24 protein-coding genes are annotated in these 26011 nt (G+C 70.6%); 9 read left to right on the top strand and 15 right to left on the bottom strand.

The annotated features are described in order from the left end of the window. Window positions 1–19: 19 nt before the first annotated feature. The 6 genes from dprA to lepB form a co-directional block, all read right to left on the bottom strand. Window positions 20–1249 (bottom strand): DNA-processing protein DprA, encoded by a 1230-nt coding sequence (gene dprA / locus AC0NZN_RS00215; RefSeq protein WP_474590253.1) that lies wholly within the window; start codon window positions 1247–1249, stop codon window positions 20–22. Next, window positions 1246–2778 carry a YifB family Mg chelatase-like AAA ATPase gene (locus AC0NZN_RS00210; protein WP_474590252.1) on the bottom strand — a complete coding sequence of 511 codons (1533 nt, stop codon included), beginning with the start codon at window positions 2776–2778 and terminating at the stop codon, window positions 1246–1248. The genes dprA and AC0NZN_RS00210 overlap by 4 nt, the downstream gene beginning before the upstream one ends. Then, window positions 2775–3131 carry a YraN family protein gene (locus AC0NZN_RS00205; protein ID WP_474590251.1) on the bottom strand — a complete coding sequence of 119 codons (357 nt, stop codon included), beginning with the start codon at window positions 3129–3131 and terminating at the stop codon, window positions 2775–2777. The genes AC0NZN_RS00210 and AC0NZN_RS00205 overlap by 4 nt, the downstream gene beginning before the upstream one ends. 92 nt (window positions 3132–3223) lie before the next feature. Further along, window positions 3224–3544, bottom strand: a complete 321-nt coding sequence (locus AC0NZN_RS00200; RefSeq protein WP_474590250.1) for a DUF2469 family protein — start codon at window positions 3542–3544, stop codon at window positions 3224–3226. 58 nt (window positions 3545–3602) lie between these two features. Then, entirely contained in the window at window positions 3603–4262 is a 660-nt protein-coding gene (locus AC0NZN_RS00195) for a ribonuclease HII (protein ID WP_474590738.1), read from the bottom strand. A gap of 12 nt (window positions 4263–4274) precedes the next feature. Next, on the bottom strand, window positions 4275–5057 hold the full coding sequence (lepB, locus tag AC0NZN_RS00190) for a signal peptidase I (RefSeq protein WP_474590249.1): 783 nt from the start codon (window positions 5055–5057) through the stop codon (window positions 4275–4277). On the opposite strand from lepB, the gene AC0NZN_RS00185 reads away from it, so the two are divergent. Next, a complete protein-coding gene (locus tag AC0NZN_RS00185) occupies window positions 4966–5157 on the top strand; it encodes a hypothetical protein (RefSeq protein ID WP_474590754.1) in 192 nt (63 codons plus the stop codon). The genes lepB and AC0NZN_RS00185 overlap by 92 nt on opposite strands. Before the next feature lie 55 nt (window positions 5158–5212). On the opposite strand, the gene rplS is transcribed toward AC0NZN_RS00185, so the two are convergent. Together rplS and AC0NZN_RS00175 are read right to left on the bottom strand one after the other, a co-directional pair. Beyond that, window positions 5213–5563, bottom strand: a complete 351-nt coding sequence (rplS, locus tag AC0NZN_RS00180) for a 50S ribosomal protein L19 (protein WP_474590248.1) — start codon at window positions 5561–5563, stop codon at window positions 5213–5215. 169 nt (window positions 5564–5732) lie between these two features. Next, window positions 5733–6239: an MFS transporter permease gene (locus tag AC0NZN_RS00175; RefSeq protein WP_474590247.1), complete on the bottom strand. Its 507-nt coding sequence runs from the start codon at window positions 6237–6239 to the stop codon at window positions 5733–5735. A gap of 117 nt (window positions 6240–6356) precedes the next feature. Between AC0NZN_RS00175 and map the strand changes: the two genes are divergently transcribed. After that, window positions 6357–7139 (top strand): type I methionyl aminopeptidase, encoded by a 783-nt coding sequence (gene map, locus AC0NZN_RS00170; RefSeq protein ID WP_474590246.1) that lies wholly within the window; start codon window positions 6357–6359, stop codon window positions 7137–7139. A 15-nt stretch (window positions 7140–7154) separates the two neighbouring features. On the opposite strand, the gene glgX is transcribed toward map, so the two are convergent. Together glgX and pyk are read right to left on the bottom strand one after the other, a co-directional pair. Beyond that, a complete protein-coding gene (glgX, locus tag AC0NZN_RS00165; protein ID WP_474590245.1) occupies window positions 7155–9356 on the bottom strand; it encodes a glycogen debranching protein GlgX in 2202 nt (733 codons plus the stop codon). Between the two features lie 10 nt (window positions 9357–9366). Continuing rightward, window positions 9367–10788, bottom strand: coding sequence for a pyruvate kinase (gene pyk / locus AC0NZN_RS00160; protein WP_474590244.1), 1422 nt, complete (start codon window positions 10786–10788; stop codon window positions 9367–9369). A gap of 278 nt (window positions 10789–11066) precedes the next feature. Between pyk and nirB the strand changes: the two genes are divergently transcribed. From nirB to AC0NZN_RS00135, 5 genes are all read left to right on the top strand, one after another. Continuing rightward, window positions 11067–13646, top strand: a complete 2580-nt coding sequence (gene nirB / locus AC0NZN_RS00155; protein WP_474590243.1) for a nitrite reductase large subunit NirB — start codon at window positions 11067–11069, stop codon at window positions 13644–13646. Beyond that, the gene (gene nirD, locus AC0NZN_RS00150) at window positions 13643–14008 is read left to right on the top strand and encodes a nitrite reductase small subunit NirD (protein WP_474590242.1); all 366 of its coding nucleotides are present in this window, start codon (window positions 13643–13645) and stop codon (window positions 14006–14008) included. Before nirB ends, nirD begins: the two co-directional genes overlap by 4 nt. Beyond that, window positions 14005–14775 carry a uroporphyrinogen-III C-methyltransferase gene (gene cobA, locus AC0NZN_RS00145; RefSeq protein ID WP_474590241.1) on the top strand — a complete coding sequence of 257 codons (771 nt, stop codon included), beginning with the start codon at window positions 14005–14007 and terminating at the stop codon, window positions 14773–14775. Before nirD ends, cobA begins: the two co-directional genes overlap by 4 nt. Further along, window positions 14772–15905: a uroporphyrinogen-III synthase gene (locus AC0NZN_RS00140; protein WP_474590240.1), complete on the top strand. Its 1134-nt coding sequence runs from the start codon at window positions 14772–14774 to the stop codon at window positions 15903–15905. Before cobA ends, AC0NZN_RS00140 begins: the two co-directional genes overlap by 4 nt. 150 nt (window positions 15906–16055) lie before the next feature. After that, window positions 16056–17480: an MFS transporter gene (locus AC0NZN_RS00135; protein WP_474590239.1), complete on the top strand. Its 1425-nt coding sequence runs from the start codon at window positions 16056–16058 to the stop codon at window positions 17478–17480. A gap of 133 nt (window positions 17481–17613) precedes the next feature. Here AC0NZN_RS00135 and AC0NZN_RS00130 read toward each other — a convergent pair whose 3' ends face one another. The 5 genes from AC0NZN_RS00130 to rpsP all read right to left on the bottom strand — a co-directional run bounded on the left by AC0NZN_RS00130 (window position 17614) and on the right by rpsP (window position 23728). Continuing rightward, a complete protein-coding gene (locus AC0NZN_RS00130; protein ID WP_474590238.1) occupies window positions 17614–21612 on the bottom strand; it encodes a molybdopterin-dependent oxidoreductase in 3999 nt (1332 codons plus the stop codon). Window positions 21613–21707: 95 nt separating this feature from the next. Then, the gene (trmD, locus tag AC0NZN_RS00125) at window positions 21708–22397 is read right to left on the bottom strand and encodes a tRNA (guanosine(37)-N1)-methyltransferase TrmD (RefSeq protein WP_474590237.1); all 690 of its coding nucleotides are present in this window, start codon (window positions 22395–22397) and stop codon (window positions 21708–21710) included. Between the two features lie 40 nt (window positions 22398–22437). Next, window positions 22438–23073, bottom strand: coding sequence for a ribosome maturation factor RimM (gene rimM / locus AC0NZN_RS00120; RefSeq protein ID WP_474590236.1), 636 nt, complete (start codon window positions 23071–23073; stop codon window positions 22438–22440). Continuing rightward, a complete protein-coding gene (locus tag AC0NZN_RS00115) occupies window positions 23073–23303 on the bottom strand; it encodes an RNA-binding protein (RefSeq protein ID WP_474590235.1) in 231 nt (76 codons plus the stop codon). The genes rimM and AC0NZN_RS00115 overlap by 1 nt, the downstream gene beginning before the upstream one ends. Before the next feature lie 2 nt (window positions 23304–23305). Continuing rightward, entirely contained in the window at window positions 23306–23728 is a 423-nt protein-coding gene (gene rpsP, locus AC0NZN_RS00110; protein WP_474590234.1) for a 30S ribosomal protein S16, read from the bottom strand. 185 nt (window positions 23729–23913) lie between these two features. Between rpsP and AC0NZN_RS00105 the strand changes: the two genes are divergently transcribed. Together AC0NZN_RS00105 and AC0NZN_RS00100 are read left to right on the top strand one after the other, a co-directional pair. Beyond that, window positions 23914–25077, top strand: a complete 1164-nt coding sequence (locus AC0NZN_RS00105) for a glutamate--cysteine ligase (protein WP_474590233.1) — start codon at window positions 23914–23916, stop codon at window positions 25075–25077. An 86-nt stretch (window positions 25078–25163) separates the two neighbouring features. Beyond that, window positions 25164–25919 (top strand): SGNH/GDSL hydrolase family protein, encoded by a 756-nt coding sequence (locus AC0NZN_RS00100; RefSeq protein WP_474590232.1) that lies wholly within the window; start codon window positions 25164–25166, stop codon window positions 25917–25919. The last annotated feature ends 92 nt before the right edge of the window (window positions 25920–26011 follow it).

Here is a 26011-nt window from a genome sequence, read left to right as displayed (position 1 = left end):
GCGCGCCGAACGGCCGCAGTCAGCGACTCGGGATGAGCCGGCGCCACCCCGCGGCATCCGCCTCGGCCTCGCCGTCGAGGTGCATGAGGCCGAGATGGACCCGGACGTCGTCTATCGCCATGCCGCTGCGTCGTGCGATCTCAGCCACCGTGCGACTGCCGCGCAGGCTCAGCGCGTCGCCCACGCGCGTCCTGTCGTCCGTCGGCGGACGTCGATCCGCGGGAGGGGTCGAGGAGCCCGAGCCGTCGGCTGCCGGCATCCGGAACAGGCCGTCGCCCTCCAGAAGTTCGAGGACGTCGCTCGCGCCGGTGATGCACCTCACGTCCCTGTCGGTGTCGCGCAGGAGGCGGTGGCACCCCGCGGAGGCAGGGCTTGTGACGGGACCCGGCACCGCTCCGACGGGCCGGACGAGGTCGGAAGCGTGGTTCACGGTGTTCAGAGCACCGCTGCGCCAACCCGCCTCGACGACCACAGTCGCGTCGGAGACCGCTGCGATCAGGCGGTTGCGGGCGAGGAAGCGCCACTTGGTGGGAGCCCCGCCGCAAGGCACCTCGCTGACAACGACCCCGGACAGTGCGATGCGCTCCAGAAGTTCGAGGTGACCCGCTGGGTACGGTCGCTCGACTCCGCCGGCGAGGAACGCCACCGTCAGTCCGCCCGCGTCGAGTGCGGCGCGGTGGGCTGCGCCATCGATGCCGTAGGCCGCGCCGGAGATGATGGCGACCCCGCGGCCGGCGAGGTCCGATGCGAGTTCACGCGCCACATGCTCGCCGTACGCGGTCGCGGCACGGGCGCCGACGAGGGCGACGGCCGGATGCAGGCGCATCAGCGCGTCGCGCTCACCGCGGATCCAGAGGCACGCCGGAGCGTGGACGCCCAGATCGTCGAGAGCCGAAGGCCACCACGGATCACCCGGCGCGACGAGCCCGACCGCATTCCGACGGGCGGCCTCGAACGGTGCGTCGAGCTCGCCCTGGAGGAGCCGCGGATGCCAGCGCTTCGTCGCGTCGGACCACTCCCTCTCCCCCACTCCTGCCGCCTCGCGGGCGTCCTCTCCGGCGAGCACCTGGCGCAGGGCCTCGACGGCGCCGAGGGCTGCGACGAGCGATCCCGCGACGCGGTCGCCCGCCTCGGCGATCGCGCTCCAGACGGCGGCCGCGTAGACGTCCTCGTGATCGCCGGAACCGTCGGCGACGAGCGGCGCGACCATCGCACGAGCGTGGCTGGGCGAGAAGGTGAAACGGGTCACGTGCGGATTCCCTTCTTGAGGAACAGGGCGCTGCCGATGTCATCGATCGCGAGTCGGTCTCGGCCGTCGAGCGCCGCGGCACTCCAGGCCAGGCGCAGGACACGGTCGTACCCGCGCAGCGTCAGCGAACCGCGCGCGAGGGCGTTGTCCAGGGGGCGGCGGACCGCCGGCGGCGGGGCGTACGGTCCCTGTCGCAGCCATGTTCCGGACACCTGAGCGTTGAGCCGCCACGGCGTCTCGCGCAGCAGGGATGCGGTCCGCGCCCGCGCTTCGCTCACCCGCTCACGAGCCGTCGCCGTCGTCACGCCCGACGACCCGCGGGGGGTGTGCGCGACGGACACGCGGGTCATCGCGAACTCGATGTCGACGCGATCGAGCAGGGGCCCGGAGAGCCTGCTGTGATAGCGGCGGATGGAGTAGGGAGCGCAGGTGCAGCTTCCGCCCCGGACGCCGTAATCGCCGCATGGGCACGGATTCGTGGCGAGCACGAGCTGGAATCGCGCCGGGAACTCGGCGGTGAGCCCCGAGCGATGGATGACGATCGACCCGCTCTCGAGAGGCTGCCGGAGTGCGTCGAGCGCGCTGCTCGTGAACTCGCCCGCCTCATCGAGGAACAGGACGCCCTCGGTGGCCCGCGCGATTGCGCCCGGCCGGATCATCTTCGAGCCGCCGCCGACGAGAGCCGCGACGCTCGCCGTGTGATGGGGAGCTTCGAAGGGCGGCGTTCGCGAGAGGTCGGTCACGGTGTCGCCGGACAGCGATCGCACGGAAGCGACGGCCAGCGCGGCGTCGTCCTCGAGCGGCGGGAGGATGCCGGGCAGCCGCCGAGCCAGCATCGTCTTGCCGGCGCCCGGCGGCCCGCTCATCATGACGTGGTGGCCGCCCGCGGCCGCCACCTGGAGCGCTTCGACGGCCTCCGGCTGGCCGATCACGTCGGCGAGGTCCAGCGTCTCGGGATCGAGGGGCTGAACCGGTGCTCCGCCGGGCGCGATGGGGGCGACGACCGGCACTTCGACGCTCGCACCGTGGAAACGGGCGGCCTCCGCAAGGGAGGCCGCGCCGATGACGCGGATCCCGTCCACGAGCTCGGCCTCGCGCCGGTTGGCCTCGGGCACCACGACCTTGTCGAACCCCGCCCGTGCGGCGGCCAGCACTGCGGGGAGCACGCCCGGCACCGGGCGCAGGCGCCCGTCGAGACCGAGCTCGCCCAGGTGCACCGTCGAGCCGACCGAGGCGGCATCCATGATCCCCTCCGTCGCCAGAGATGCGATCGCAATGGCGAGATCGAAGCCCGATCCCTGCTTGGGAAGACTCGCCGGCGAGAGATTGACGGTCAGCCGGCGGCGCGGGAGCGCCAGTTCGCTGTTGTCGCACGCGTTGCGTACGCGCTGCACCGCCTCGCCGAGCGCCTTGTCGGGAAGGCCGATCAGGCGGAAGTCGGGCGTCTGCTTGGTGAGGTCGGCCTCGACCTCGACGATCGCGCCGTCGATGCCGGTCAGAGCGACCGACCAGGTGCGTGCGACGCTCACCGCAGGTCCTCGAGGTGCACGAGGGCGGCGGACGCGGGATCGGGACCCGTGATCGCGATCGCGTCGAGGCGCAGCTCACCCGTCGAATCGGGATGCGCCTGCCGCCATGCGACGGCGAGACGCCACAGCCGTGCGCGCTTGCGCGCATCGATCGCCTCGAGCGGGTCGCCGAAGAGGTCGCCGCGACGGGTCTTCACCTCCACGACGGCGATGGCCTCGTCACGTTCGGCGACGATGTCGATCTCACCCCCGCGCGTCCGCCAGTTGCGATCGAGGATGCGGTAGCCCGCCGCTTCGAGATGCGCGGCCGCGCGGTCCTCGCCCGCGCGCCCGAGGTCGTCCTTCGCTGCCATGAGACGATGCTCGCCGGTCAGCGAGTCCCCGGAGGCTCCCGTCGAACCGGCTGTCAGAAACCGGGGACGACCCCAGGGACGGGGAGGAGACGTCAGTTGTCGAGCGACAGCTCTTCGGGCAGGTGGAAGTCGCGGCGCGACAGCTCCTCGACGTTGACGTCCTTGAACGTCAGAACCCGCACGGATTTCACGAACCGGTCGGCGCGGTAGATGTCCCACACCCACACGTCGTTCATCGAGATCTCGAAGTAGAAATCGTGCTCGGTGTCGCGGCGGACGACGTTGACCTCGTTCGCCAGGTAGAACCGGCGCTCGGTCTCGATCACATACTGGAACTGCGAGACGACGTCCCGGTACTCCTTGTAGAGCGCCAACTCGAGTTCACGGTCGTAGTCGTCGAAATCCTCGTCCATGGTCTGTCCATCCTACGGCGACCCGAACGCCCGCGATGCGCTGCCGCGGCGACCGTGGTCAGAAGAGGGTGGGCGCATCCGCGATCGCCCAGGATGCGCGGTGATGCTCGCTGAGCCCGTACACGCGGATCGCCTCCCGGTGATCGGCGCTGGCATACCCCTTGTTGCGATCCCAGCCGTACACCGGCGCCTGGACATGCAGGTCGCGCATGACGTCGTCGCGTGCCACCTTGGCGATGACGGATGCCGCGGCCGCGCTCGCGCAGTCGCGGTCGGCCTTGATGATGGGGCGGACGGTCAGACCGCTCGCGCCGGCCGGGGTGATGTAGTCGTGGTTGCCGTCGAGGAGCACGATCGCGTCCTCGGGGACGACGCCCTGTGCGCGCAGGTCCGCGAGGGCCCGCAGGGCGGCGTTGCCGAGGGCCCGCATGATGCCGACCTCGTCGATCTCGGCCGCACTGGCCCAGCCGACGGCGCTCGCCCCCACCCACGCGGCCGCAAGCGCTGCGACCCCGGGTCTGCGCAGTTCCGGCACGAGCTTGGAGTCTCGCAGGCCCGACGGCACGCGCTTGCGGGCGCGCGCCGCATCCACTGCCGTCGCACCAACGGCGACCGGCCCGGCGAGCGAGCCCCGGCCGACCTCGTCGCACGCGATCACGAGCGCATGCTCGCGCAGGAGTCGCCGCTCGACGGTGAGGCGCGGCTCTACGACGGTCATCACGTCGCCAGCTTACGGCGAGGGCTTCGGACTCGCGGACTGCGACGGGACGGAGGCGAAGACTTCATGATGGAAGTCGATGAGGCCGAATCTGTCGAAGGGCCACGTGACGACGAAGGCACGGCCGACGACGTTGTCCAGAGGCACGAACCCCTTGCCGGGCTGGTCGATGTGGTACCGGGAGTCCTGCGAGCGGTCGCGGTTGTCGCCCAACACCCACAGGGAGTCGTTCGGCACCACGACGTCGAACGGCACCGGCCGTGGTGCCGTCTCCCCCGGCGACAGCTTGACGTAGGCGGACTCGTCGAGCGGCGTCCCGTTCACGGTGATCTGCCCGAGTGCATTGCAGCACACGACGTGATCGCCGGCCACTCCGATCACGCGCTTGATGAGGTGGTCGTCGCTGTCGGGGGCGGACAGCCCGACGAGCGAGAGCAGCCAATCCCCCGCTTCGACGATGAACGGCCTCGCGGGCGCCGTCGAGGGCGGCAGCCAGCCGCCCGGGTCGCGGAACACGACCACGTCGCCGCGCTGGTAGCCGCCGACGCGGGGCGTGATCTCGTCGACGAGGATGCGGTCCTGGATCTGGAGCGTGTTCTCCATCGACGCAGACGGGATGTAGAACGAGCGGACGAGGAACGTCTTGACGACCAGCGACACGAGGATCGCGATGGCGACGATGACGACGATGTCCCGCAGCAGCGTGACCCATCCGCGCCTTCTCACGGCCGCGGAGGATGAGCGGCTCGCCCGTGTGGGCGTCGCGGCAGGCTCAGCCGAGTTCTCGGTCGTCATGGCATCCTTCGTGCATGCGGCGGCGTCGCGCAGCCAGCCTCTCAAGCGTCCCACATCGATCGGCGTGCGACGCACCGCGGCGGCCGTCATCCGGCTGTGAAGCAGCTAGGAACGACGAACGCCCCGGCTATGCCGGGGCGTTCGTGGAGGCGGACTCAGGAGTGGTCGCGCTTCTCCTTGATCTTGGCCTTCTTGCCGCGCAGGCTGCGCAGGTAGTAGAGCTTCGCGCGGCGCACGTCACCACGCGTGACCAGCTCGATGTGGTCGATCACCGGGCTGTGCACCGGGAAGGTGCGCTCCACGCCCACCTGGAAGCTGATCTTGCGAACCGTGAAGGTCTCGCGCACACCGTCGCCGGAGCGGCCGATGACGACTCCCTGGAAGACCTGGATGCGGGAGCGGTTGCCCTCGGTGATGTTGACGTGCACCTTGACGGTGTCGCCCGCGGCGAACTCGGGGATGTCGGAGCGGAGCGAAGCCGCATCGACGGCGTCGAGGATCTGCATGATCGATCACTTCCTGCAACCGCCACAGGTCGGCTGCGAGATTCGTATTCGGAAAGGATTCGTGTGCCCGGCGCCACCGGCACAGGCCTGGCAGCTGTATTCCCCTGAGGCAGAACCTTTCAGGGCACAAGCATCCATTCTGCCATGGATGCTGCGCGCGGCAAAAACGCTAGGGAGCCGTGGGCTTCTTGGCCTCGGTGATGACGATGATCTCGGGCTCCGCCCGTACGTCCCCCGGAGCCTCGGCGGGCTGCTCGGCGGCGATGAAGCCGACGCCGGCGCGCGTGTACTGCACGATGCCGGCGGGCCGGGCCTCGCGCCACAGCTCCCACAGCACGAGCCAGAACAGACCCACGAAGACGGCGATCGTGAGCACGAAGACCGGCGCCCACCACGCGGGGTTGTAGAAGCCGAGTGCGATCGTCAGGCAGTGCCAGACGGTGAAGCCCAGCACATCCCACCACGACACGGCCCGCTGCGCCCGCACGGTTCCCCGCGCGCGCACCAGCAGTGTGAGGACGAGCTCGCCGATGAAGACCGACGGGATCGCGAGGAACAGCACCCAGAGGAAGGCCCACCCGCCCGCATTGAAGACGCCCCAGCCGACGAGAAGCCACAACGGCAGCAGGAAGGCGGCAGGGATGAGCCACCCGAAGAACGCACGCCGCAGCCACATGCCTTAGATGCTACGCCGGAGCGGTCCTCCGCGGACCCCGTGCCGCGTGGCGCGAGGCATCCTCACAGCGAGGCCGCATCGCATCCGGGAGAATGGAATGACGACGGAAGGAAACCGATGATCGAGCTGCGCACGCCCGCCGAGATCGAGCAGATGCGACCCGCCGGCCGCTTCGTGGCCGAGACGCTCGCCACCCTGCGCGACGAGACGAAGGTGGGCACGAACCTGCTCGCGATCGACCGCCGCGCGCATGATCTCATCCGCCGTGCCGGCGCGGAGTCCTGCTACATCGACTACCACCCGTCATTCGGGGCGAGCCCCTTCGGCAAGGTCATCTGCACCTCCATCAACGACGCGGTGCTGCACGGCCTCCCCCACGACTACGCCCTCCGCGACGGCGACCTCGTCTCCCTCGACTTCGCGGCGTCGGTGGACGGATGGGTCGCCGACTCGGCGGTCTCGTTCATCGTCGGCACCCCCCGCGACGAGGACCTGCGGCTCATCGACACGACGCAGCGGGCGCTGGCTGCGGCGATCGCGGCCGCAACGGTGGGCAACCGCATCGGGGATCTCTCCGCGGCGATCGCCGCCGTGTCGCACGGCGCCGGTTACGAGATCAACACGGACTTCGGCGGACACGGCGTCGGTCGCGTCATGCACGGCGACCCGCACGTGCCCAACGACGGCAAGCCCGGCCGCGGCTACCCCCTGCGCGCGGGCCTGGTGCTCGCCCTCGAGCCGTGGCTGCTCGCGACGACCGACGAGCTCGTGACCGACCCCGACGGCTGGACGCTGCGCAGCGTCGACGGCTCCCGCGGAGCCCACTCGGAGCACACCGTCGCGATCACCGACGACGGCCCCATCATCCTCACCGACCGCTCCTGGCTCGGCGTCGACTGACACCCGGTTTCGGCCTCAGACGCGCGCCTCGGTCTTCGGGGCGTGCACGGGCGTCGTGATCGCGGCCAGGGCCGCCAGCGAGGCGGCGACCGAATGGTCCGGCTCGTGCTCGATGCGCGGGTGCTCGCACAGCAGGATGAGCGAGCGCGCCGCGAGTCGGACATCGTCGCCGGGTCGGACCAGTGCCGAATCCGCCCGCTGACCCGCGGTGTCGATCACGACCTCCCAATCGGGGCTGAATTCGACCTCCGGCACATGGAAGTCGATGCCGTCGTCGCCGCCGTTGAACAGGATGATGAAGTGGCGGTCGCGGATCGGCTCACCGCGACGGTCGCGCTCCTGGATGCCGAGGCCGTTGAGGAACACGCCGATGGCCCGTCCGAACCCGGAGTCCCAGTCCTCCGGCTGCATGAGCGTGCCGTCGGGCCGGAGCCACGCGATGTCCTGCACCGGCGCTCCCTCCGCGCGCCGCACCGGTCGTCCCTCGAAGAATCGGCGGCGGCGGAATGTGGGGTGATCGCGCCGAAGGCGGGACATCGCCGCGGTGAACTCGAGCAGCGGGCGATCGGCCGCCTCCCAGTCGATCCACGTGATCTCGTTGTCCTGGGCATAGGCGTTGTTGTTCCCCTGCTGGGTGCGGCCGAGCTCGTCGCCGTGCAGCAGCATGGGCACGCCCTGGCTGAGCAGCAGCGTCGCGATGACGTTGCGCTGCTGCCGGGCGCGCGCCGCGAGCACCGACGGATCGTCCGTGGGGCCCTCGACGCCGAAGTTCTCCGAGCGGTTGTCGTCGGCGCCGTCGTGATTGTCCTCGCCATTGGCCTCGTTGTGCTTCGAGACGTAGCTCACGAGGTCGCGCAGGGTGAATCCGTCGTGCGCGGTGACGAAGTTGACCGACGCCACGGGCAGGCGTCCCGAGTGCTCGTAGAGATCGCTCGACCCGGTGAGGCGCGACGCGAACTCGCCCAGGGCCTGGGGCTCGCCGCGCCAGAAGTCGCGCACGGTGTCGCGATACTTGCCGTTCCATTCCGTCCACTGCGGCGGGAAGTTGCCCACCTGGTAGCCGCCGGGGCCGACGTCCCACGGCTCGGCGATGAGCTTCACCTGCGACACCACGGGATCCTGCTGCACAAGCTCGAAGAACGCGGCCAGGCGGTCGACGTCGTAGAACTCGCGGGCCAGCGCCGACGCGAGGTCGAACCGGAAGCCGTCGACGTGCATGTCGAGCACCCAGTACCGCAGCGAGTCCATGATGAGCTGCAGGGAGTGCGGGTTGCGCACGTTGAGGCTGTTTCCAGTGCCGGTGTAGTCCGTGTAGTACCGCTGGTCGTCCTCCAGCTTGTAGTACGCCGCGTTGTCGATGCCTCGCATCGACAACGTCGGCCCCAGGTGGTTGCCCTCGGCGGTGTGGTTGTAGACGACGTCGAGGATGACCTCGATGCCGGCGGCGTGCAGCGCACGGACCATCGCCTTGAACTCCTGCACCTGCTGCCCCGCATCGCCGGTGGCGGCATAGCGGTTGTGCGGTGCGAAGAACGAGATCGTGTTGTAGCCCCAGTAGTTCGACAGACCCTTGTCCTGGAGCACGGAGTCGTTGACGAACTGGTGCACCGGCATGAGTTCGATGGCCGTGACCCCGATCTTCGTCAGGTGCTCGATGATCGCCGGGTGAGCGATCCCGCTGAAGGTGCCGCGCATCTCCGCCGGGATGTCGGGATGCCGCATCGTGAGGCCGCGCACGTGGGCCTCGTAGATGAACGTCTCGGAGTACGGGGTCGCGGGCCGGCGGTCGCCGGCCCAGTCGAAGTACGGGTTGACGACGACGCCCTTCATCATGTGCGCCGCAGAGTCCTCGTCGTTGCGCGAGTCGGGGTCGCCGAAGGTGTACCCGTACACCGGCTGCCCCCACGTGATCTCACCCTCGACGGCCTTGGCGTACGGGTCGAGCAGCAGCTTGGCGGGGTTGAACCGCACGCCCTTCGCGGGATCGTACGGGCCGTGGACCCGGTAGCCGTACCGCTGGCCCGGCTGCACGTTCGGCACATACGTGTGCCAGACGAAGGCGTCGACCTCGTCGAGCTCTATGCGCGACTCCGCCGCGCGCGCCCCGAAGAGGCACAGCTCGACGCGCTCGGCGCCTTCGCTGAACAGCGCGAAGTTCGTGCCGCTCCCGTCGAACGTCGCTCCGAGCGGGTACGGCGATCCCGGCCACGTGTGCATCGTCATCCCCTCACGCGCCACCCAGTGCGCCGATCGTGTGGACCCGGACATTGTTCGTCGACCCCGAGATTCCCGGCGGGGCTCCGGAGATGACGACCACCCGATCGCCCTCCCGCACATGGCCGGCGGCGAGCATCATCTCGTCGAGACCGCGGATGAGGTCGTCCGTGCTCTGCGCACGCGGCATGAGGAGCGGCTCGACACCCCAGACCAGGGCGAGCTGCGACTGCGTCGATGCGAGGTCGGAGAAGGCCACGATCGGGGTCGCGTGACGCAGCCGCGAGAGACGCCGGGCGGAGTCGCCGGCGTGGGTGAACACGCACAGGTACGAGGCATCCACGAATTCCGCGATCTCGAGCGCCGCGAGCGTGAGAGCACCTCCCTGCGTGTGCGGGCGGGTGCCGAGCGGCGGGATGCGGTCGAGCCCGCGCTGCTCGGTGGACTCGATGATGCGGGCCATCGTCTCGACCGCCCGCACCGGATGCAGCCCGATGCTGGTCTCGCCCGAGAGCATGACGGCATCCGCCCCGTCGATGACGGCGTTCGCGACGTCGCTCGTCTCGGCCCGCGTCGGGACGGGGCTGGCGAGCATCGACTCGAGCATCTGCGTCGCGACGATCACGGGCTTGGCCCAGCGCCGGGCGAGCTCGATCGCGTGCTTCTGCACGATCGGGACGGACTCGAGCGGCAGCTCGACGCCGAGATCGCCCCGCGCGATCATGACCCCGTCGAAGGCGTCGATGATCTCCTGCAGCTGATCGACGGCCTGGGGGCGCTCGATCTTGGCGATGACGGGGATCTGGCGCCCCTCCTCCGCCATCACGACCTGCACGCGCAGAGCATCCTTCGGGCCGCGCACGAACGAAAGCGCGACCATGTCGACGCCCAGTCGGAGCGCCCACCGCAGATCGGCGACGTCCTTCTCGGTGAGCGGCGGGGACGTCAGATCGACGCCGGGGAGGTTGACCGCGGTGTGGTCGTGCACGATTCCGCCGAGGACCACCGCGGTCCGCGCACTCCGGTCGTCGGTCTCCAGCACGCGCAGGCGCACCCGGCCGTCGTTGAGCACGATGTCGTCTCCCGGCGCGACGCTCGTGATGAGTGCGGGGAATGCGGTGCTGACCACCTCGTTCGTGCCTGGTACATCGTCGGTCGTGATCGTGAACACGGCACCCTCGACGAGGTGCTGCGGGTTCTCGGCGAACGTGCCGATGCGGATCTTGGAGCCGGGCAGGTCCGCCAGGATGCCGACCGGCCGGCCGCTGGCGGCGGAGGCCCGGCGCACCGAGTCGTACAGCTCTCGATGCCGGTCGTTGTCGCCGTGGCCGAAATTGATGCGCGCGATGTCGATCCCCGCACGCACGAGGGCATCCACGGTCTCTTCATCTGTCGTCGCCGGCCCCAGGGTCGCCACGATCTTCGCGCGTCGCATCCCGCCGTCCCCTCCCGTCGGCGCCATAGCCGACGATCCGTTCAGTCTTCCATCTGCGCACGCGTGCGGGGAGGGCGCCTCACAACCGTGCGGCCGGTGCTGTGAACGAATCGTTGCCTCGAGGTAATCGAGGCTCCGCCGGGCCGGAAACACCGTCGCCGTACGGTCGCTGCACGAGCACCGCCCACGGAGGAGGAACCATGGCACGGCACGCGCACGTCAAGAGCCGGAAACATGACGCTGACAACCAGGCAACATCGCTTGACTACGGTGACGGGATGCGACGCCCCTCCGGCCCCGGACCACGCATCGTCGTGGTGGGCGCCGGCATGGTCGCGCACCGCTTCGCCGAGAGCCTCCTCAGCCGAGCCGGCGACGACTGGCGGTTGACCCTGATCGGCGAGGAGGACCGCGACCCGTACGATCGCGTCGGGCTCACCTCGTTCTTCGCCGGGGCGAGCGCGCAGGACCTCACCCTGGACCGCAGCCTCTTCGACGACGAGCGCGTGGGCTTCCTCCGCGGCGACGCGGTGGCGCGCATCGATCGGCGCGCTCGACGCGTGACGACGAAGGCCGGTATGAGCGTCGGCTACGACGCCCTCGTTCTCGCCACGGGGTCATCGCCGGCGCGGCTCGCGGTCGAGGGCTATGGCCTCCCGGGATGCTTCGTCTACCGCACGCTCGCCGATGTCGAGGCGCTGGAGGACTTCGTGCAGCGGCGGTCGGCCGAGCTCGGCCGGCCCCTCGTCGGAACGGTCATCGGCGGCGGACTGCTGGGGCTGGAGGCGGCGGGGGCGCTGCAGGGGCTCGGAGTGGACTGCACCGTCGTGCAGTCGTCGAGCCGCCTGATGTCGGCACAGCTCGACCAGCCGGCGGCGGATGCGCTGCGCCGGCTCATCGAGGCGCGAGGGATCGCGGTGAAGACGGATGCCGTCACCACCCGGCTCGACCCGGACAGCGGCGGATCGGTCGCCGGGCTGGAGTTCCGCGACGGAGGCTACGCCGCGACCGACGTCGTCGTGTTCACGGTCGGCGTCCGTCCGCGGGACGAGCTCGCCCGGGGGGCGGAGCTGGACGTGCACCCCCGCGGCGGCGTCCTCATCGATGCCGGCTGCCAGACGTCGGACCCGCGCATCCTGGCGATCGGCGAGGTCGCGAACTACGCGGGGATGTGCGTCGGGCTCGTCGCGCCCGGGTACGCGATGGCCGAGGTGGCCGCGACGCGGCTCCTCGGAGGCGACGCATCATTCCCCGGCTACGACCTGTCGACGAAGCTCAAGCTGTCGGGCGTCGACGTGGCGAGCTTCGGCGACGCCTTCGCCGAGACGCCCGGCGCGCTCGACGTCGTGTACGCCGACCCGATCGCCGGGGTCTACAAGAAGCTCGTGCTCTCCGATGACGCGAAGACGCTGCTCGGCGGCATCCTCGTGGGCGACGCGGCGGCCTACGGATCGCTGAGACCGCTGCTCGGCGCCGGACTCGGCGCGGACCCTGCCGCCTACCTCCTGCCCGAGGCTGCCGGCGCGGCCCCGACGGGCGAACTGCCCGATGCCGCGCTCGTGTGCTCGTGCAACAGCGTCAGCGCGGGAACGATCAGGGCCGCCGTGCACGAGGACGGCTGCACCGATGTCGCCGGAGTGAAGGCGTGCACCAAGGCCGGCGCCGCCTGCGGGTCGTGCCTCGTGACGGTCAAGAAGATCGTTGGGGTGGAGCTCGTGAAGGCGGGCGCCACCGTGAGCACCGCGCTGTGCGAGCACTTCGATCTGTCCCGCCGTCAGCTCTTCGACGCGGTCCGCGTCTCGGGGCTCGCGACGTTCAGCGCCGTCATCGAGCGCTTCGGCCGCGGGCGCGGCTGCGACATCTGCAAGCCCGTGCTGGCCAGCATCCTCTCGACCCTCGTCCACGGGCACGTGCTCGACGGCGAGAACGCGACACTGCAGGACACCAACGATCACGTGATGGCGAACCTCCAGAAGGACGGCAGCTACTCCGTCGTGCCGCGCATTCCGGGGGGCGAGATCACCCCCGAGGGGCTGCTCGTCATCGGCGAGGTCGCCCGCGACTTCGGGCTGTACACGAAGATCACGGGCGGTCAGCGCATCGACATGTTCGGCGCCCGGCTCGAGCAGCTGCCCGACATCTGGCGGCGGCTCGTCGACGCCGGGTTCGAGTCCGGCCACGCGTACGGCAAATCGCTGCGCACGGTGAAGTCGTGCGTCGGGTCGACGTGGTGCCGCTACGGCGTCCAGGACTCCGTCGGCATGGCGGTTGCGCTCGAGCTGCGCTACCGCGGGCTGCGCTCCCCCCACAAGCTCAAGCTCGGCGTGTCGGGGTGCGCCCGCGAGTGCGCCGAGGCGCGCGGCAAGGACGTCGGCGTCATCGCGACGGAGGCAGGCTGGAATCTCTACGTCGGCGGCAACGGGGGCTTCACGCCCCGTCACGCGGTGCTCCTCGCCGAGGGCCTGAGCGACGACGAGCTCGTGACGACGATCGACCGGTTCCTGATGTACTACATCTTCACGGCCGACCGCCTCCAGCGCACCGCCCCGTGGCTGGAGGAGCTCGAGGGCGGCGTCGACGGCCTGCGCGCGGTCGTCCTCGAGGACAGCCTGGGCATCTGCGCCGACCTCGATGCGGCCATGGCCGCTCACCTCGACAGCTATGAGGACGAGTGGAAGGCGACGCTCGAGGACCCGGACAAGCTCCGTCGGTTCGCCTCGTTCGTCAACGAGCCGACGACCCCGGATCCGTCCCTCGCGTACACCGCGGAGCGCGGACAGCCGCGGCCGGCCACCGCCGACGAGCGCGACAGCGGACGCGTCCTCATTGCCGGCACGACCCTGGAGGTGCGGCGATGACCGATGTGGCCGAGCGCGTGACGACCTGGATCGAGGTGTGCAGCCTCGACGACCTGGAGCTCGAGCGCGGCCGGGCCGCCCTTGTCGAGGGGACGCAGATCGCCCTCTTCCTCGTCCACGGCGGCCGCGTGCATGCCGTGTCGAATCTCGACCCCTACAGCGGCGCGAACGTCATGTCCCGCGGGATCGTCGGCACCCGCGGGGATGCCCCGACCGTCGCGTCGCCCATGTACAAGCAGATCTTCGACCTCCGCACGGGGATGTGCGTGGACACGCAGGGAAAGGATGCGGCATCCCTCGTCGTCTGGCCCGTGGCCGTCGACGGCGACCGGGTGCTGGTGAAGTGGGGAGGCGCCGGATGACGGTCACGGGACGTGTGGACATCGTGGGCGGCGGCCCGGGCGCGCTCGATCTGATGACCGTGCGCGCCTGGCGCCTGCTGGCGCGTGCCGACGTCGTGGTCATGGACCGCCTCGGTCCGACCGATATCGACGAACTGCTCGGTCCCGGCGTGGAGATCATCGACGTCGGCAAGCACCCGGGCCACCACCCCGTCCCCCAGGACGAGATCAACGCGATCCTCGTCGCGCGGGCGCGGGAGGGCATGCGGGTCGTACGGCTGAAGGGCGGAGACCCCTTCGTCTTCGGCCGCGGCGGCGAGGAGGTCGCGGCGTGCCAAGTCGCCGGCGTGCCCGTCCAGGTCGTCCCCGGCGTGACGAGCGCCGTCGCGGTGCCGGAGGCCGCCGGCATCCCCGTCACGCACCGCGGGCTCTCGTGCGGCTTCCACGTGGTCAACGGCCAGGCGGAACTCACCTCGTCGACCCTGTCCGCCCTCGCCGACGAGGCGGTCACGACAGTGGTGCTCATGGGCGTGTCGGCGCTGCCGCGGCTGATCGCCGCGGCACTGCGCGCAGGGGCGCGGCCGGAGCGCCCGGTCGCGATCGTCGAGGGCGGGCACACCCCATCGCAGCGGACGACCCGCACGACGATCGGCGAGGCCGTGACGGCCGCAGCCGTCGCCGGGGTGCGCAACCCCGCGGTGATCGTGATCGGGGAGGTCGCGCGCGCGGGGCTCCTGGACGCGATCGACCTCGCGAGCGAAGCCACCCTGGATCTGGGGGCCCGATGAGCGATCCACGGCCTGCGCTGTCCTCCGCCCTGGAGGGATGCACGATCGTCATCGCGGTCGATCGGCGCTCGAGCGAGCTGGCGGCCGCGCTGCAGCGGCACGGGGCTGTGGTGCGCCACGCGCCCGCACTGTCGATCGTGCCGCACATCGACGACGACGCCCTGCTGGCGGCGACGCGCGAGCTCATCGCGCGACCGCCGGACATCGTCGTCGCGACGACCGGGGTCGGATTCCGCGGCTGGATGGAGGCGGCTGACGAAGCCGGCCTCGTGGATGAGCTCCACACGGTGCTCGAGCGGGCGCAGATCGTCGCGCGCGGGCCGAAGGCGCGGGGCGCGATCCAGCAGGCCGGATTCACGGCCGACTGGGTCGCCGAGTCGGAGACCTCCGCCGAGCTCGGCGAATACCTGATCGCAGCGGGCGTGGCCGGACGGCGCATCGCCGTGCAGCACCACGGATCCGGCGCGGACGGGCTGGACGAGCTCTTCTCCGACGCCGGCGCCGACGTCGTCAGCCTCACCGTGTACCGCTGGGGGCCGCCGCCGGATGCGGTGGCCGTGTCGCGCTCGGTCGCGGCGGCAGCGCGCGGGGAGGTCGACGCGGTGCTCTTCACCTCCGCGCCCGGGGCAGCGGAGTGGGTCGCGGCCGCCGAGCGCGAGGATGCGCTCGAGGACATCGTGGCGCGGTCGCTCCGCGGCAGACTGCTCCTGGCCGCTGTCGGTCCCATCACCGCCGGCCCGCTCCAGTCGACCGGCGCAGAGACGCTCATCGCCGAGCGCGGCCGACTCGGATCGCTCGTGCGGGCGGTGGTGACGCACTACAGCGGCGGCTCCGCCGCCTCTCTGCCGACCACCGCGGGGACGCTCGAGCTGCGCAGTGCCGGGGTCGTGCTCGACGGCCGGCACATCCCGCTCTCCCCCAGCGCCACCGGCATCATGGCGGCCCTGTTCGACGCATCCGGCGCCGTCGTCACCCGCCACCGCCTGCACGCCGTCCTGCCCCGCTCGGGCGACAGCACGCACGCCGTCGAGATGGCCATCGCGCGCCTGCGCGAGTCGCTCGACGCGCCCGGACTCGTGCGCACGGTCATCAAACGGGGTTACCGGCTCGACGTCGTCGAGGCCGCGTGAGCGTGTTTCGCGCGTGTGACGAATCCCCCACGGGATGCCGCCGCATCCGGTGACGAAGACGTGACGTCGACGCAAGACGGCGCCCGATCGGCGGAAACGCGCGGTTCGTAGCGTGAGTTGAACTCACCCGCTGACCCTCGAGGAGGCGCAATGACCACCACCGCCACACCCACCGCACCCGGCACCGCACCCGGCTCGACACCGGCCGCTGCCGGCCTGTCCCTCACCCGACGGCCCGGCCGCTGGATCGACGGATGGGACCCCGAGAACACCGACTTCTGGCAGTCCGGAGGCCGGGCGATCGCCCACCGCAACCTGCGCTGGTCGATCTTCGCCGAGTTCCTCGGCTTCATCGTCTGGCAGCTGTGGAGCATCGTCGTCGTGATGCTGCCCGCGGCAGGCTTCCACCTGACCACCTCCGAGGCGTTCTGGCTGATCTCCCTGCCGAGCCTCGTCGGCGCCACGCTGCGGTTCCCGTACACGTTCATGGTCGCGATCTTCGGCGGCCGCAACTGGACGATCGTGTCGGCCGGCCTGCTCCTCATCCCGACGGTGCTGCTGGGGATCGTCGTGTCGAACCCCGAGACGCCGTTCGGGGTGCTCCTGCTCGTCGCGGCCCTCGCGGGTGTCGGCGGCGGCAACTTCGCGAGCTCGATGGCGAACATCACCTACTTCTTCCCGCAGCGCGAGAAGGGCTGGGCACTCGGGCTCAACGCGGCCGGCGGCAACCTCGGCACCTCCGTCGCGCAGTTCGCCGTGCCGATCGTCGTGACGATCGGCGCCGCCGCGACGATCCGCCTCCCGCTGGCGGGATGGATGTGGGTGCCCCTGATCCTCGTCGCGATGGTCGGGGCCTGGCGCTGCATGGACAACCTGTCGTCGGCGAAGGCCGACATCCGGGGATCCGCCGGTGCCCTGCGCGAGCCGCACCTGTGGATCATGGCGCTCCTGTACATCGGCACGTTCGGGTCGTTCATCGGCTTCGCGAGCGTCTTCCCGAAGCTCATGACCGATCAGTTCCCGGCGATGTCGACCATCCACGTCGGCGGCGCCATCGTCTCGCTCGCCTTCCTCGGCGCGCTCGTCGGCTCGCTCGCCCGGCCGTTCGGCGGCCGACTGGCCGACCGCTGGGGCGGCGCTCGTGTGACCGCCGGCGCGTTCGCCCTGATGGCCGCGGCCACGGTGGCGCTCATGCTGATGATGCCGCTGCACGCCTTCGGCGCCTACCTCGTCTGCTTCCTCGTGCTCTTCGCCGCGACCGGCCTCGGCAACGGGGCGGCCTACCGCATGATCCCGAGCATCTTCGCCGCCCGTGCGCACGCGAAGGGCATCGTCGGCGGATCCCCCGAAGCCGTGACGGTGCAGCGGCGGGCCGCGGCATCCCTCGGCATCGTCGCCGCCATCGGCGCTTACGGAGGTTTCATCGTCCCGCAGATCCTGAACGCGTCGCAGGCCGCGACGGGCGGCTACACGGCGGCCTTCACGGGCTTCGTCATCGCGTACGCGGCGCTGTTCGCGCTGACCGTGGTCGTCTACGTCATCCCGCGCGCGTCGCTCGCGAACCAGCGCATCTGACCCGACTTCCGGCGGAAGAGGGATGCGTCGCACCGGCGCATCCCTCTTTCTCGTGTGCCCGCGCCCTGCCGTCGCGTCGGGGGCGGACGAGTGACCAACAGGCACGAGGCTTTGCGGTAGAGGCTCGCGGAGATCAGTAGACGTCGCGGACGTAGCGGCGGTCGGATGCCATCCGCTGGATGTACTCCGCCGCCCCGTCCGACGACAGGCCGCCATGCTGCTGCGCGATCGAGACGAGCGCCGCCTCGACGTCGGGCGCCATTCGGGCCGCATCCCCGCACACGTAGACGTGGGCGCCGTCCTCGAGCCAGCGCCACAACTCCGAGCCGTGCTCGACCATGCGGTCCTGCACGTAGACCTTCTGGCGCTGATCCCGTGAGAACGCGACGTCGAGGCGCGTCAGGAACCCATCGGCGCGCATCGAGTCGAGCTCGTCCCGGTAGTAGAAGTCGGTGGACTCGTGCTGCTCGCCGAAGAAGAGCCAGTTGCGCCCGCCGTGGCCGTCGGCGCGGCGGTCGTGGAGGAATCCGCGGAAGGGGGCGACCCCCGTGCCCGGGCCGATCATGATCATCGGCGCGCCGGGGTCGCTCGGAGGCCGGAAATCCGTGGAGCGCTGCAGGAAGACGGGAATCCCCGCCTCCTCGCCGTCGGAGAGGAAGGTCGAGCACACGCCGCCGCGCCGGGTGCCCGCATCCGTGTCGAATCGCACGACCGACACGGTGAGCTCGACGGTGTCGGCGCCGGACTTCGGGCTCGACGAGATCGAGTACTGCCGCGGCTGCAGGCGCTTGAGCACACCGACCCACTCCGCAGCCGAGGCGTCCACGGGGAACTCGCGCACGAGGTCGATCGCCTGGCGCCCCCACAGGTACTGCTCCAGCCGCCCCTTGTTCTCCCGGCGCAGGAGGGTCGCGAGCGTGCTGTCGCCGCTGCGGTCCGCGACGAACCGCACGAGGTCGAGCGGGGTGCGGGTGATGTCGAGCCGGGTCCGCAGCGCATCGCCGAACGAGCGCTCCCGGTCGTCGACCTCGACGATGGTTCCTGCCGGGATGCCGGTGGCCTCGAGCCATTCCGCGACGACGGAGGGGGCGTTCGCGCACACGACGCCGAGGGAGTCGCCCGCCGCGTAGGCCGCGCCGGTGTCGGCGATGTCGAGGGCGATGCGCCGCACCTCCTTCGCCGACCCCGGGCCGCTCAGCAGGTCGTTGCGCACCCGCGAGGCGCGAACGGGGTTCGCGCGAGTGAAGAGCCGCTGGGTCGATCGTGCGGCTTCGACGGGAGTAACGCCGGCGCCCAGCACTCCGAGAACCCGTTCCAGCCACGCGTCGCGCGAGCCGGTCGAGTCCGGCTCGACTTCCACGCGCTCCAGGAGGGCCGATGCCCCGAGCGCGCCGAGACGCTCGTCCAGCCGGCGGCCGTGCGCGCAGAAGTCGTCGTAGTTCGAGTCGCCGAGCGCCAGCACGGCATAGCTCAGGCCGGACAGCTGGGGTGCGTTCTCGGCGGCGAGCTCGCTCCACAGCGCCGCCGCGTTGTCCGGCGGCCCGCCGTCGCCGAAGGTCGACGTGACGACGAGGAGGCGACGTGCTTCGACAAGCTCGTGCGCGCGGAGATCCGCCATGCTGCGAACGCTCACCGGGATGCCGTTGGCCCGCATGGTCTCGGCTGCCCCGGCCGCGAACTCCTCCGCCGAGCCGGTCTGCGATCCCCACGCGAGGATCACCTCGTCCAGCGCCTCGACAGCGTCGCGCGAGCCGGCCCGTGCACCGGCGAGCAGCCCCTCCGCCCACGCGCGCGCGAGCGGCGACAGCGGCGCAGGGCCGGGGATGACAGGCGCACCCTCGGCGGCATCCGCCGACGTCAGGAACCCGGCGAGGTAGGCCCTCTCGACCTCGGTGAGCGGCGGCGGGGCGAGCCCGGCGGCCGCGAGCACCGGTGTCGTCGACGCCACCCCCGGTTGCGCCGGATCCGTCGCCTCCGCGGCGGGAGCGACGCGCCGAACGGACACGGCCGCGTACTTGAGCTCGGGCTGCGCCGAGTGCTCGTCGACGGCGTCGCTCGTGGCGGCGTTGACGGCGAGGTGCTCGCCGTGCTCGTCGTTCCAGTGGAAGGGTGCGAAGAGGTTGCCGGGCAGAACGCGATCGGTCAGGACCGCCGGGACGACGAATCGCCCCCGGCGCGAGGCGACCTCGACCTGGTCGCCGTCGGCGATGCCGAGGGCCTGCGCATCCATCGGATGCAGCTCGACGAACGGACCGGGGTTCAGCTTGGTGAGCGCCGCGATCTTGCCGGTCTTCGTCATCGTGTGCCATTGGTGCGGCAGCCGGCCGGTGTTCAGCACCCACGGGTGGTCGTCATCGGGCAGCTCCGCAGCGTCCATGTGCGGACGTGCGAGGAACTGCGCGCGCCGTGACGGCGTCGGGAAGGCGAGCGCCGGGATCGATCCGTCCTCGGCGACGCGCAGCGTCTGGCTCACGCCGTCGTTCAGGTAGCGGATGGGGTGCCGGTCGCCGGCATCGTCCGGTGGCGCCGGCCACTGGACCGGGCCCCGCCGCAGACGCTCGTACGTCACGCCGCGGAGGTCCCACCCGGTCTGTGGGTTCCAGAACCGGCGGATCTCCTCGAACACCTCCGCAGTGGTCGTGAAGTCGAATCCCTCCGCGTAGCCCATCGCGTGCGCGACCCGGCAGATCGTGAGCCAGTCCGGCTGGGCGTCGCCCGGGGCCTCCAGCACCTCGTGCACCAGAGTGAGCGTGCGGTCGCTGCTGACCATGACCCCGTCGGATTCGATCCACATCGCGGCCGGCAGTGCGATGTCCGCGTAGGCGGTCGTCGCGGTCTCGGCGTACGCATCCTGGACGATCACGAGCTCGGCCGCCTCGAGCGCCTCGATCACGGTGCTGCGATTGGCGACGGATGCGACGGGGTTGCTGCAGATGATCCAGACGGCTTTGATCTCGCCCGCCGCCACCCGCCGGAACATGTCGATGGTCCCCGTGCCCGAGTCCGCGCGGATGGCGCCCGGCTCCAGGCCCCACACCTCCTCCGCGAAGGCTCGGTCGTCGGCGCTGAACACGGATCGCTGTCCGGGGAGCCCCGGTCCCATGTAGCCCATCTCGCGGCCGCCCATCGCGTTGGGCTGGCCGGTGAGGGAGAACGGGCCGCTTCCCGGCCGGCAGATCGCGCCGGTCGCCAGGTGCAGGTTGCAGATCGCGTTCGTGGACCACGTGCCGTGTGTCGACTGGTTGAGACCCATCGTCCACAGGGTCATCCACTCGCCTGCTTCCCCGATCCAGCGCGCGGCCGTCCGGACGTCCTCCTCGGCGAGCCCCGTGAGTTCGGCGACCCGCGCCGGCGGGTACTCGGCGAGGAATGCGGGCATGGCATCCCATCCCTCGGTGTGGGCGGCGATGAATTCGCGGTCGATGGACCCGGACTCGACGAGCAGGTGGAGCAGGCCGTTCAGCAGGGCGAGATCGGTGCCTGCGCGGATCTGGAGGAAGAGATCGGCCCGCTCCGCGGTGGTCGTCCGGCGCGGGTCGACGACGATGAGGCGCGCTCCCTGCTTCAGTCGATCGGCCATGCGCAGGAACAGGATCGGGTGGCAGTCCGCCATGTTGGAGCCGATGACGAAGAACAGGTCGGCGCGGTCGAGGTCTTCGTAGGAGCCGGGCGGCCCGTCCGCTCCGAGCGACTGCTTGTAGCCGGTTCCCGCCGACGCCATGCACAGGCGCGAGTTGGACTCGATGTGCATACCGCGTAGGTATCCCTTGACGAGCTTGTTCGCCAGGTACTGCGCCTCGGTGCTCAGCTGCCCCGAGACGTAGAGGGCGACCGCATCCGGACCGTGTTCCGCCACGATCGCGCTCAGCCGCGCCGCGGCATCCGAGACGGCATCGTCAAGCGGGACGGGAACAGGCTCCTCGCCGCGCGCGGGACGGACGAGAGCGGATGCCAGCCGCCCCGGTGCCTTCATCAGGTCGGCGTGCGTCGCGCCTTTCGTGCAGAGCCGCCCGCGATTGGTCGGGTGCGCCTTGTCGCCCGTCACCTTCAGCGAAAGAGGGGCGGGCGCTGTCACCACGGCGATGCCGCAACCGACCCCGCAGTATGAGCAGACGGTGCGGGCCTCCGGCATGCTCCGATGATGGGCGCCGAACGTTCCGGCCTATCGTGTGCCGGATTACCCCGGCATCAACTCCATCCCACAGTCGCCCTCTCGGGAATGTGAGGTCACTCCTCCGCCAACAGGTCGGGCCGGCGCTCCCGCGTGCGGATCACCTGCTGCTCGCGCCGCCACGCGGCGATCGCACCGTGGTTGCCGCTCAACAGGATGGGCGGCACCTCGTAGCCGCGCCAGGCCGAGGGCTTCGTGTACGACGGGTACTCGAGCAGGCCGTCCTCGTGCGACTCCTCCACGAGGCTGTGGGGGTTGCCGACGACGCCGGGGATGAGTCGCCCGACGGCCTCGATCATGGCCATGGCCGCGACCTCTCCCCCGTTGAGGACGTAGTCGCCGAGGCTCAGCAGCCGCACCTCGCCGAGCGTCGCGGCGTACGCGAAGACGCGCTCGTCGATGCCCTCGTACCGGCCGCAGCCGAAGACGAGATGGTCGGCGTCGAGGAGGGCCCTCGCGGTGCGCTGCGTGAAAACCTCACCGGCCGGCGAGGGGAAGACGATCACAGGATGCTCGGAGCCTGCCGTCACGGCATCCAGCGCCTCGCCCCAGGGTTCCGGCTTCATGACCATGCCCGCGCCCCCGCCGTACGGCGTGTCGTCGACGGTGCGGTGACGGTCGTGCGTCCAGTCGCGCAGGTCGTGCACGCGGACGTCGAGGAGCCCTGCCCCGCGCGCCTTTCCGAGGAGCGACACCTCGAGCACGTCGAAGAAGGAGGGGAAGATCGTCAGGACGTCGATGCGCACCCGACGATGCTAGCCGGGAGTCGGGGGCTGGCCGGGTGGCTCAGTCCTCGTCGGCGGCCTCGTCCGCGGGGGCCTCAGACGAATCCGGCTCGTCTTCGTCGCCGGCCAGCTCCTCGAAGAGGCCAGGAGGCGGCGTGACGACGACACGAGCGGCGGCGATGTCGACCTCGGGCACGATCGCCTTCACGAACGGCACGAGCACCTCGCGGTCGCCGCTGCGGACGATCAGCAGATCCTGCGCCGGGAAGTGGTCGACGCGCAGCACGCGGCCGATGGTCTCGCCGTCGCGGACCACGTCGAGACCCACCAGCTGGTGGTCGTACCACGCGTCGTCCTCAGATGACTCCGCGGTCGCATCCTGGTCGATCCAGAGGATGGCGCGCACGAGGCTCTCCGCGGCCGTGCGGTCGTCGACGTCCTCGAGGAAGACGACGGGATGCGAGTTCATCCAGCGGAACTCGCGCACGGTGACCGACCTGCCGTGCCACGGCGAGGACTCGGGCACCTGCAGGGTGAAGACGGCACCGGGGACGAAGCGCCCATCCGGGTCGTCGGTGTACAGCTCGAGTTTGAAGGCGCCCTTGAGGCCGTGGGCCTTGAGGAGCCGCCCGACGCGCAGCTGCGTGCGCGCGGGCTTGGACTCGGAGGAGGGACGCGGGACCTTGACCTCGGCCATCAGTCGTCCGCGACGTCGACGCGCACCCGCCGCCCATCCGCGAGAGCGCCGATGAGCGTGCGCAGGGCCTTGGCGGTACGGCCGCCGCGCCCGATCACGCGACCACGGTCGTCGGCGTGCACGTGCACCTGAAGCACGTCCCCGCGGGACGACGTGGACGAGACGATCCGCACGTCATCGGGGTGATCGACGATCCCCTTGACGACGTGCTCGAGCGCGGCGGCCAGCACGACTATTCGGCCGACTCGGTCGACTCGGCCTCAGCGGCCTCGTCCGCGGCGGGAGCAGGCGCTTCGGCCTTCTTCTCAGCCTTGGGCTTGATGACCGACTTCTTGGCCGCGTCGACCTGGAACTCGCCCTTGACCTCGGCCGTCTTCACGGTCGAGACGGCGTTCTTGTCGCCCTTGAAGGTGCCCCAGTCGCCCGTGAGCTTGAGGATGGCGAGCACCTGCTCGGTCGGCTGCGCGCCGACGCCCAGCCAGTACTGCGCACGCTCGGAGTCGACCTCGATGAACGAGGGCTCCTCGGTGGGGTGGTACTTGCCGATCTCTTCGATGACGCGACCGTCGCGCTTGGTGCGCGAGTCGGCGACGACGATGCGGTAGTACGGGGCACGGATCTTGCCGAGCCGCTTGAGGCGGATCTTGACAGCCACGGTTCTCCTGAATGGTGTGTGTGAACGACGAACGTCGCCAGAAGCGTGGGGTGCACACCCGGCGGAAGCTCTGTGGGTCGGTCCGCGCGCCGGATTAGAGGGTCGGGCGGCGGTCCAACCATCAATTCTGCCAGATCATGACGGATGCCGCGAACCGGCGACTTCCCGCGTGTCAGACTGTGCGCATGACGGTGCCATTCGCGCCATCCGCGCGCTCGACCGTGGGGATCGAGTGGGAGATCATGCTCGCCGACGGCGAGACCGGAGCCCTGGTCCCCCACGCCCCCGAGATCCTGACCACCCTGGCCGAGGAGACGGCCCACGAGCGGTTCAGCGTCACGGCCGAGCTGCTGACGAACACGGTCGAGGTGACGAGCGGCGTCGGCGACACGGTCGCCACCGCCGTCGACGACATCGCCGATGCGATCTCGGCTGTGCGGCGCGTCACGAATCCGCTCGAGGTCGAGCTGCTGTGCGCGGGAAGCCACCCGTTCGCGCAATGGTTCGACCAGGGCGTCACCGACAAGTCGCGCTACCACAAGCTCATCGAGCGCACGCAGTGGTGGGGCCGCAACATGATGATCTGGGGCATCCACGTGCACGTCGGCGTCGACGACGTGCAGAAGGTGTTCCCGATCATGAACGCCCTCGCCATGTACCTGCCGCACCTGCAGGCGCTGTCGGCATCCAGCCCGTTCTGGGCCGGCGAGCGCACCGGATATGCGTCGAATCGCGCCCTCGTCTTCCAGCAGCTGCCGACCGCAGGGCTGCCCTGGCCGCTCCAGAACTGGGCGGAGTTCGAGGGGTATCTGGACGACATGGTCCGCACCGGGGTCATAGCGGATGCCACGGAGGTGCGCTGGGACATCAGGCCCGCGCCGCGCTGGGGCACGATCGAGGTGCGCGCGTGCGACGGCATGTCCACGCTGCCGGAGCTGGCCGCCGTAGCCGCACTCACCCAGGTGCTTGTTGAGCACTTCTCGCGGCAGCTGGACGACGGCGCGCTCCTGCCCTCCCTGCAGCCGTGGTTCCTGCGTGAGAACAAGTGGCGCGCGGCCCGGTACGGCCTGGACGCGCGGGTGATCGTCGACGCCGTGGGCACGCAGCGCTCTGTGCGCGATCATCTTGCGGAGACGATGGAGGATCTCGCCGACGTCGCAGCGGAGCTCAAGTGCTCGCGGGAGTTCGCCGGGCTCCAGGAGATCATGACCCAGGGCGCGAGTTACGCGCGTCAGACGATGGTCGCCGATGCCACGGAAGGCGATCTGCGCGCCGTCGTCCAGCACCTCATCGGGGAGTTCCGTGAGGGTCCGACGCTGCGGGCTCACCTCGCCGCACTCGGGCGCTGAGCGCGAGCCATCCCGCTCCTACGCGTCCGCTATGGATGGCCGGCCGGGTGCGGTCCTGTCCCCCATCCAGGCGTACCGTGGAGCAGGTGCTGTTCCCCCGCCGCGCCCGTACCACCGTCGTCCTCGCCGCCCTCGCCGTGATCCTCACCGGCTGCGCGACCACCGTCGCCACCAGCTCACCCACGGGCACGGCCGCCGCTGTCGCGCGCTCCGCGGCAGGGGGCACGACGCCGTCGCCCTCGTCGTCCGCGAGCGTCCCATCGGCACCGGCATCCGTGGCGCAGACCCAGGTCGTCGTCACCATCGGCGACTCGATCATGGCCGGCCTCGGCCTCGACGAGCAGTACGCGTGGCCGTCGCTGCTGGCGACGGGAACGCCGACGAAGCTGGTCAACCTCGCCTGCAGCGGCGCCGGCTTCATCGCGGTCGGCGGGTGCGGCACGAACTATGCCGGCCTCATCGGGCAGGCCGCGCAGGCCCGGCCGAACCTGGTGATCGTCGAGTCCTCGAGCAACGACATCGGGCAGACGGACGCCGCGATCGACAAGGCGACGCAGGCGACGATGGCGGCGCTCCGCACCGCCGTGCCCGATGCGACGATCGTCGCGCTGAGCACGGTGTGGAACGACGAGGACTCGTGGCCCGAGGAGGTCACGTCATCATCGACGTCGATCGAGCGCGCCGCATCCGTCCAGCACGCCCTGTACCTGGATCTCGGGCAGCCCCTCGAGGGGCACCCGGAATGGATGCAGTCCGACGACGTGCACCCGACGATCGACGGACAGCGCGTCCTCGCCGACTCGGTGCGCCGGGCGCTCGCCGAGGTCGGTCTCGCTCTCTGACGCGGGATCGGATCAAACTCGCGACCGCGGCAGCCTCCGCCGGTTCGCAGCCGCCTTCAGGTCGGCCGCGGGCTCGCGGGGGAAGACGGCAA

The sequence above is a fragment of the Microbacterium sp. sgz311019 genome (genome assembly GCF_056135325.1).
The sequence above is the reverse complement of the archived record's forward strand: the minus strand, read 5'-3'. Positions and strand labels throughout refer to the sequence as shown.

Coding starts and splice junctions, on each gene's coding strand:
- AC0NZN_RS00205 (WP_474590251.1), bottom strand. CDS start 3,131: ATGGCAGCGAAGGACGACCTCGGGCGCGCGGGCGAGGACCGCGCGGCC.
- AC0NZN_RS00200 (WP_474590250.1), bottom strand. CDS start 3,544: ATGGACGAGGATTTCGACGACTACGACCGTGAACTCGAGTTGGCGCTC.
- AC0NZN_RS00195 (WP_474590738.1), bottom strand. CDS start 4,262: ATGACCGTCGTAGAGCCGCGCCTCACCGTCGAGCGGCGACTCCTGCGC.
- lepB (WP_474590249.1), bottom strand. CDS start 5,057: ATGACGACCGAGAACTCGGCTGAGCCTGCCGCGACGCCCACACGGGCG.
- rplS (WP_474590248.1), bottom strand. CDS start 5,563: ATGCAGATCCTCGACGCCGTCGATGCGGCTTCGCTCCGCTCCGACATC.
- AC0NZN_RS00175 (WP_474590247.1), bottom strand. CDS start 6,239: ATGTGGCTGCGGCGTGCGTTCTTCGGGTGGCTCATCCCTGCCGCCTTC.
- map (WP_474590246.1), top strand. CDS start 6,357: ATGATCGAGCTGCGCACGCCCGCCGAGATCGAGCAGATGCGACCCGCC.
- glgX (WP_474590245.1), bottom strand. CDS start 9,356: ATGCACACGTGGCCGGGATCGCCGTACCCGCTCGGAGCGACGTTCGAC.
- pyk (WP_474590244.1), bottom strand. CDS start 10,788: ATGCGACGCGCGAAGATCGTGGCGACCCTGGGGCCGGCGACGACAGAT.
- nirB (WP_474590243.1), top strand. CDS start 11,067: ATGCGACGCCCCTCCGGCCCCGGACCACGCATCGTCGTGGTGGGCGCC.
- nirD (WP_474590242.1), top strand. CDS start 13,643: ATGACCGATGTGGCCGAGCGCGTGACGACCTGGATCGAGGTGTGCAGC.
- cobA (WP_474590241.1), top strand. CDS start 14,005: ATGACGGTCACGGGACGTGTGGACATCGTGGGCGGCGGCCCGGGCGCG.
- AC0NZN_RS00140 (WP_474590240.1), top strand. CDS start 14,772: ATGAGCGATCCACGGCCTGCGCTGTCCTCCGCCCTGGAGGGATGCACG.
- AC0NZN_RS00135 (WP_474590239.1), top strand. CDS start 16,056: ATGACCACCACCGCCACACCCACCGCACCCGGCACCGCACCCGGCTCG.
- AC0NZN_RS00130 (WP_474590238.1), bottom strand. CDS start 21,612: ATGCCGGAGGCCCGCACCGTCTGCTCATACTGCGGGGTCGGTTGCGGC.
- rimM (WP_474590236.1), bottom strand. CDS start 23,073: ATGGCCGAGGTCAAGGTCCCGCGTCCCTCCTCCGAGTCCAAGCCCGCG.
- AC0NZN_RS00105 (WP_474590233.1), top strand. CDS start 23,914: ATGACGGTGCCATTCGCGCCATCCGCGCGCTCGACCGTGGGGATCGAG.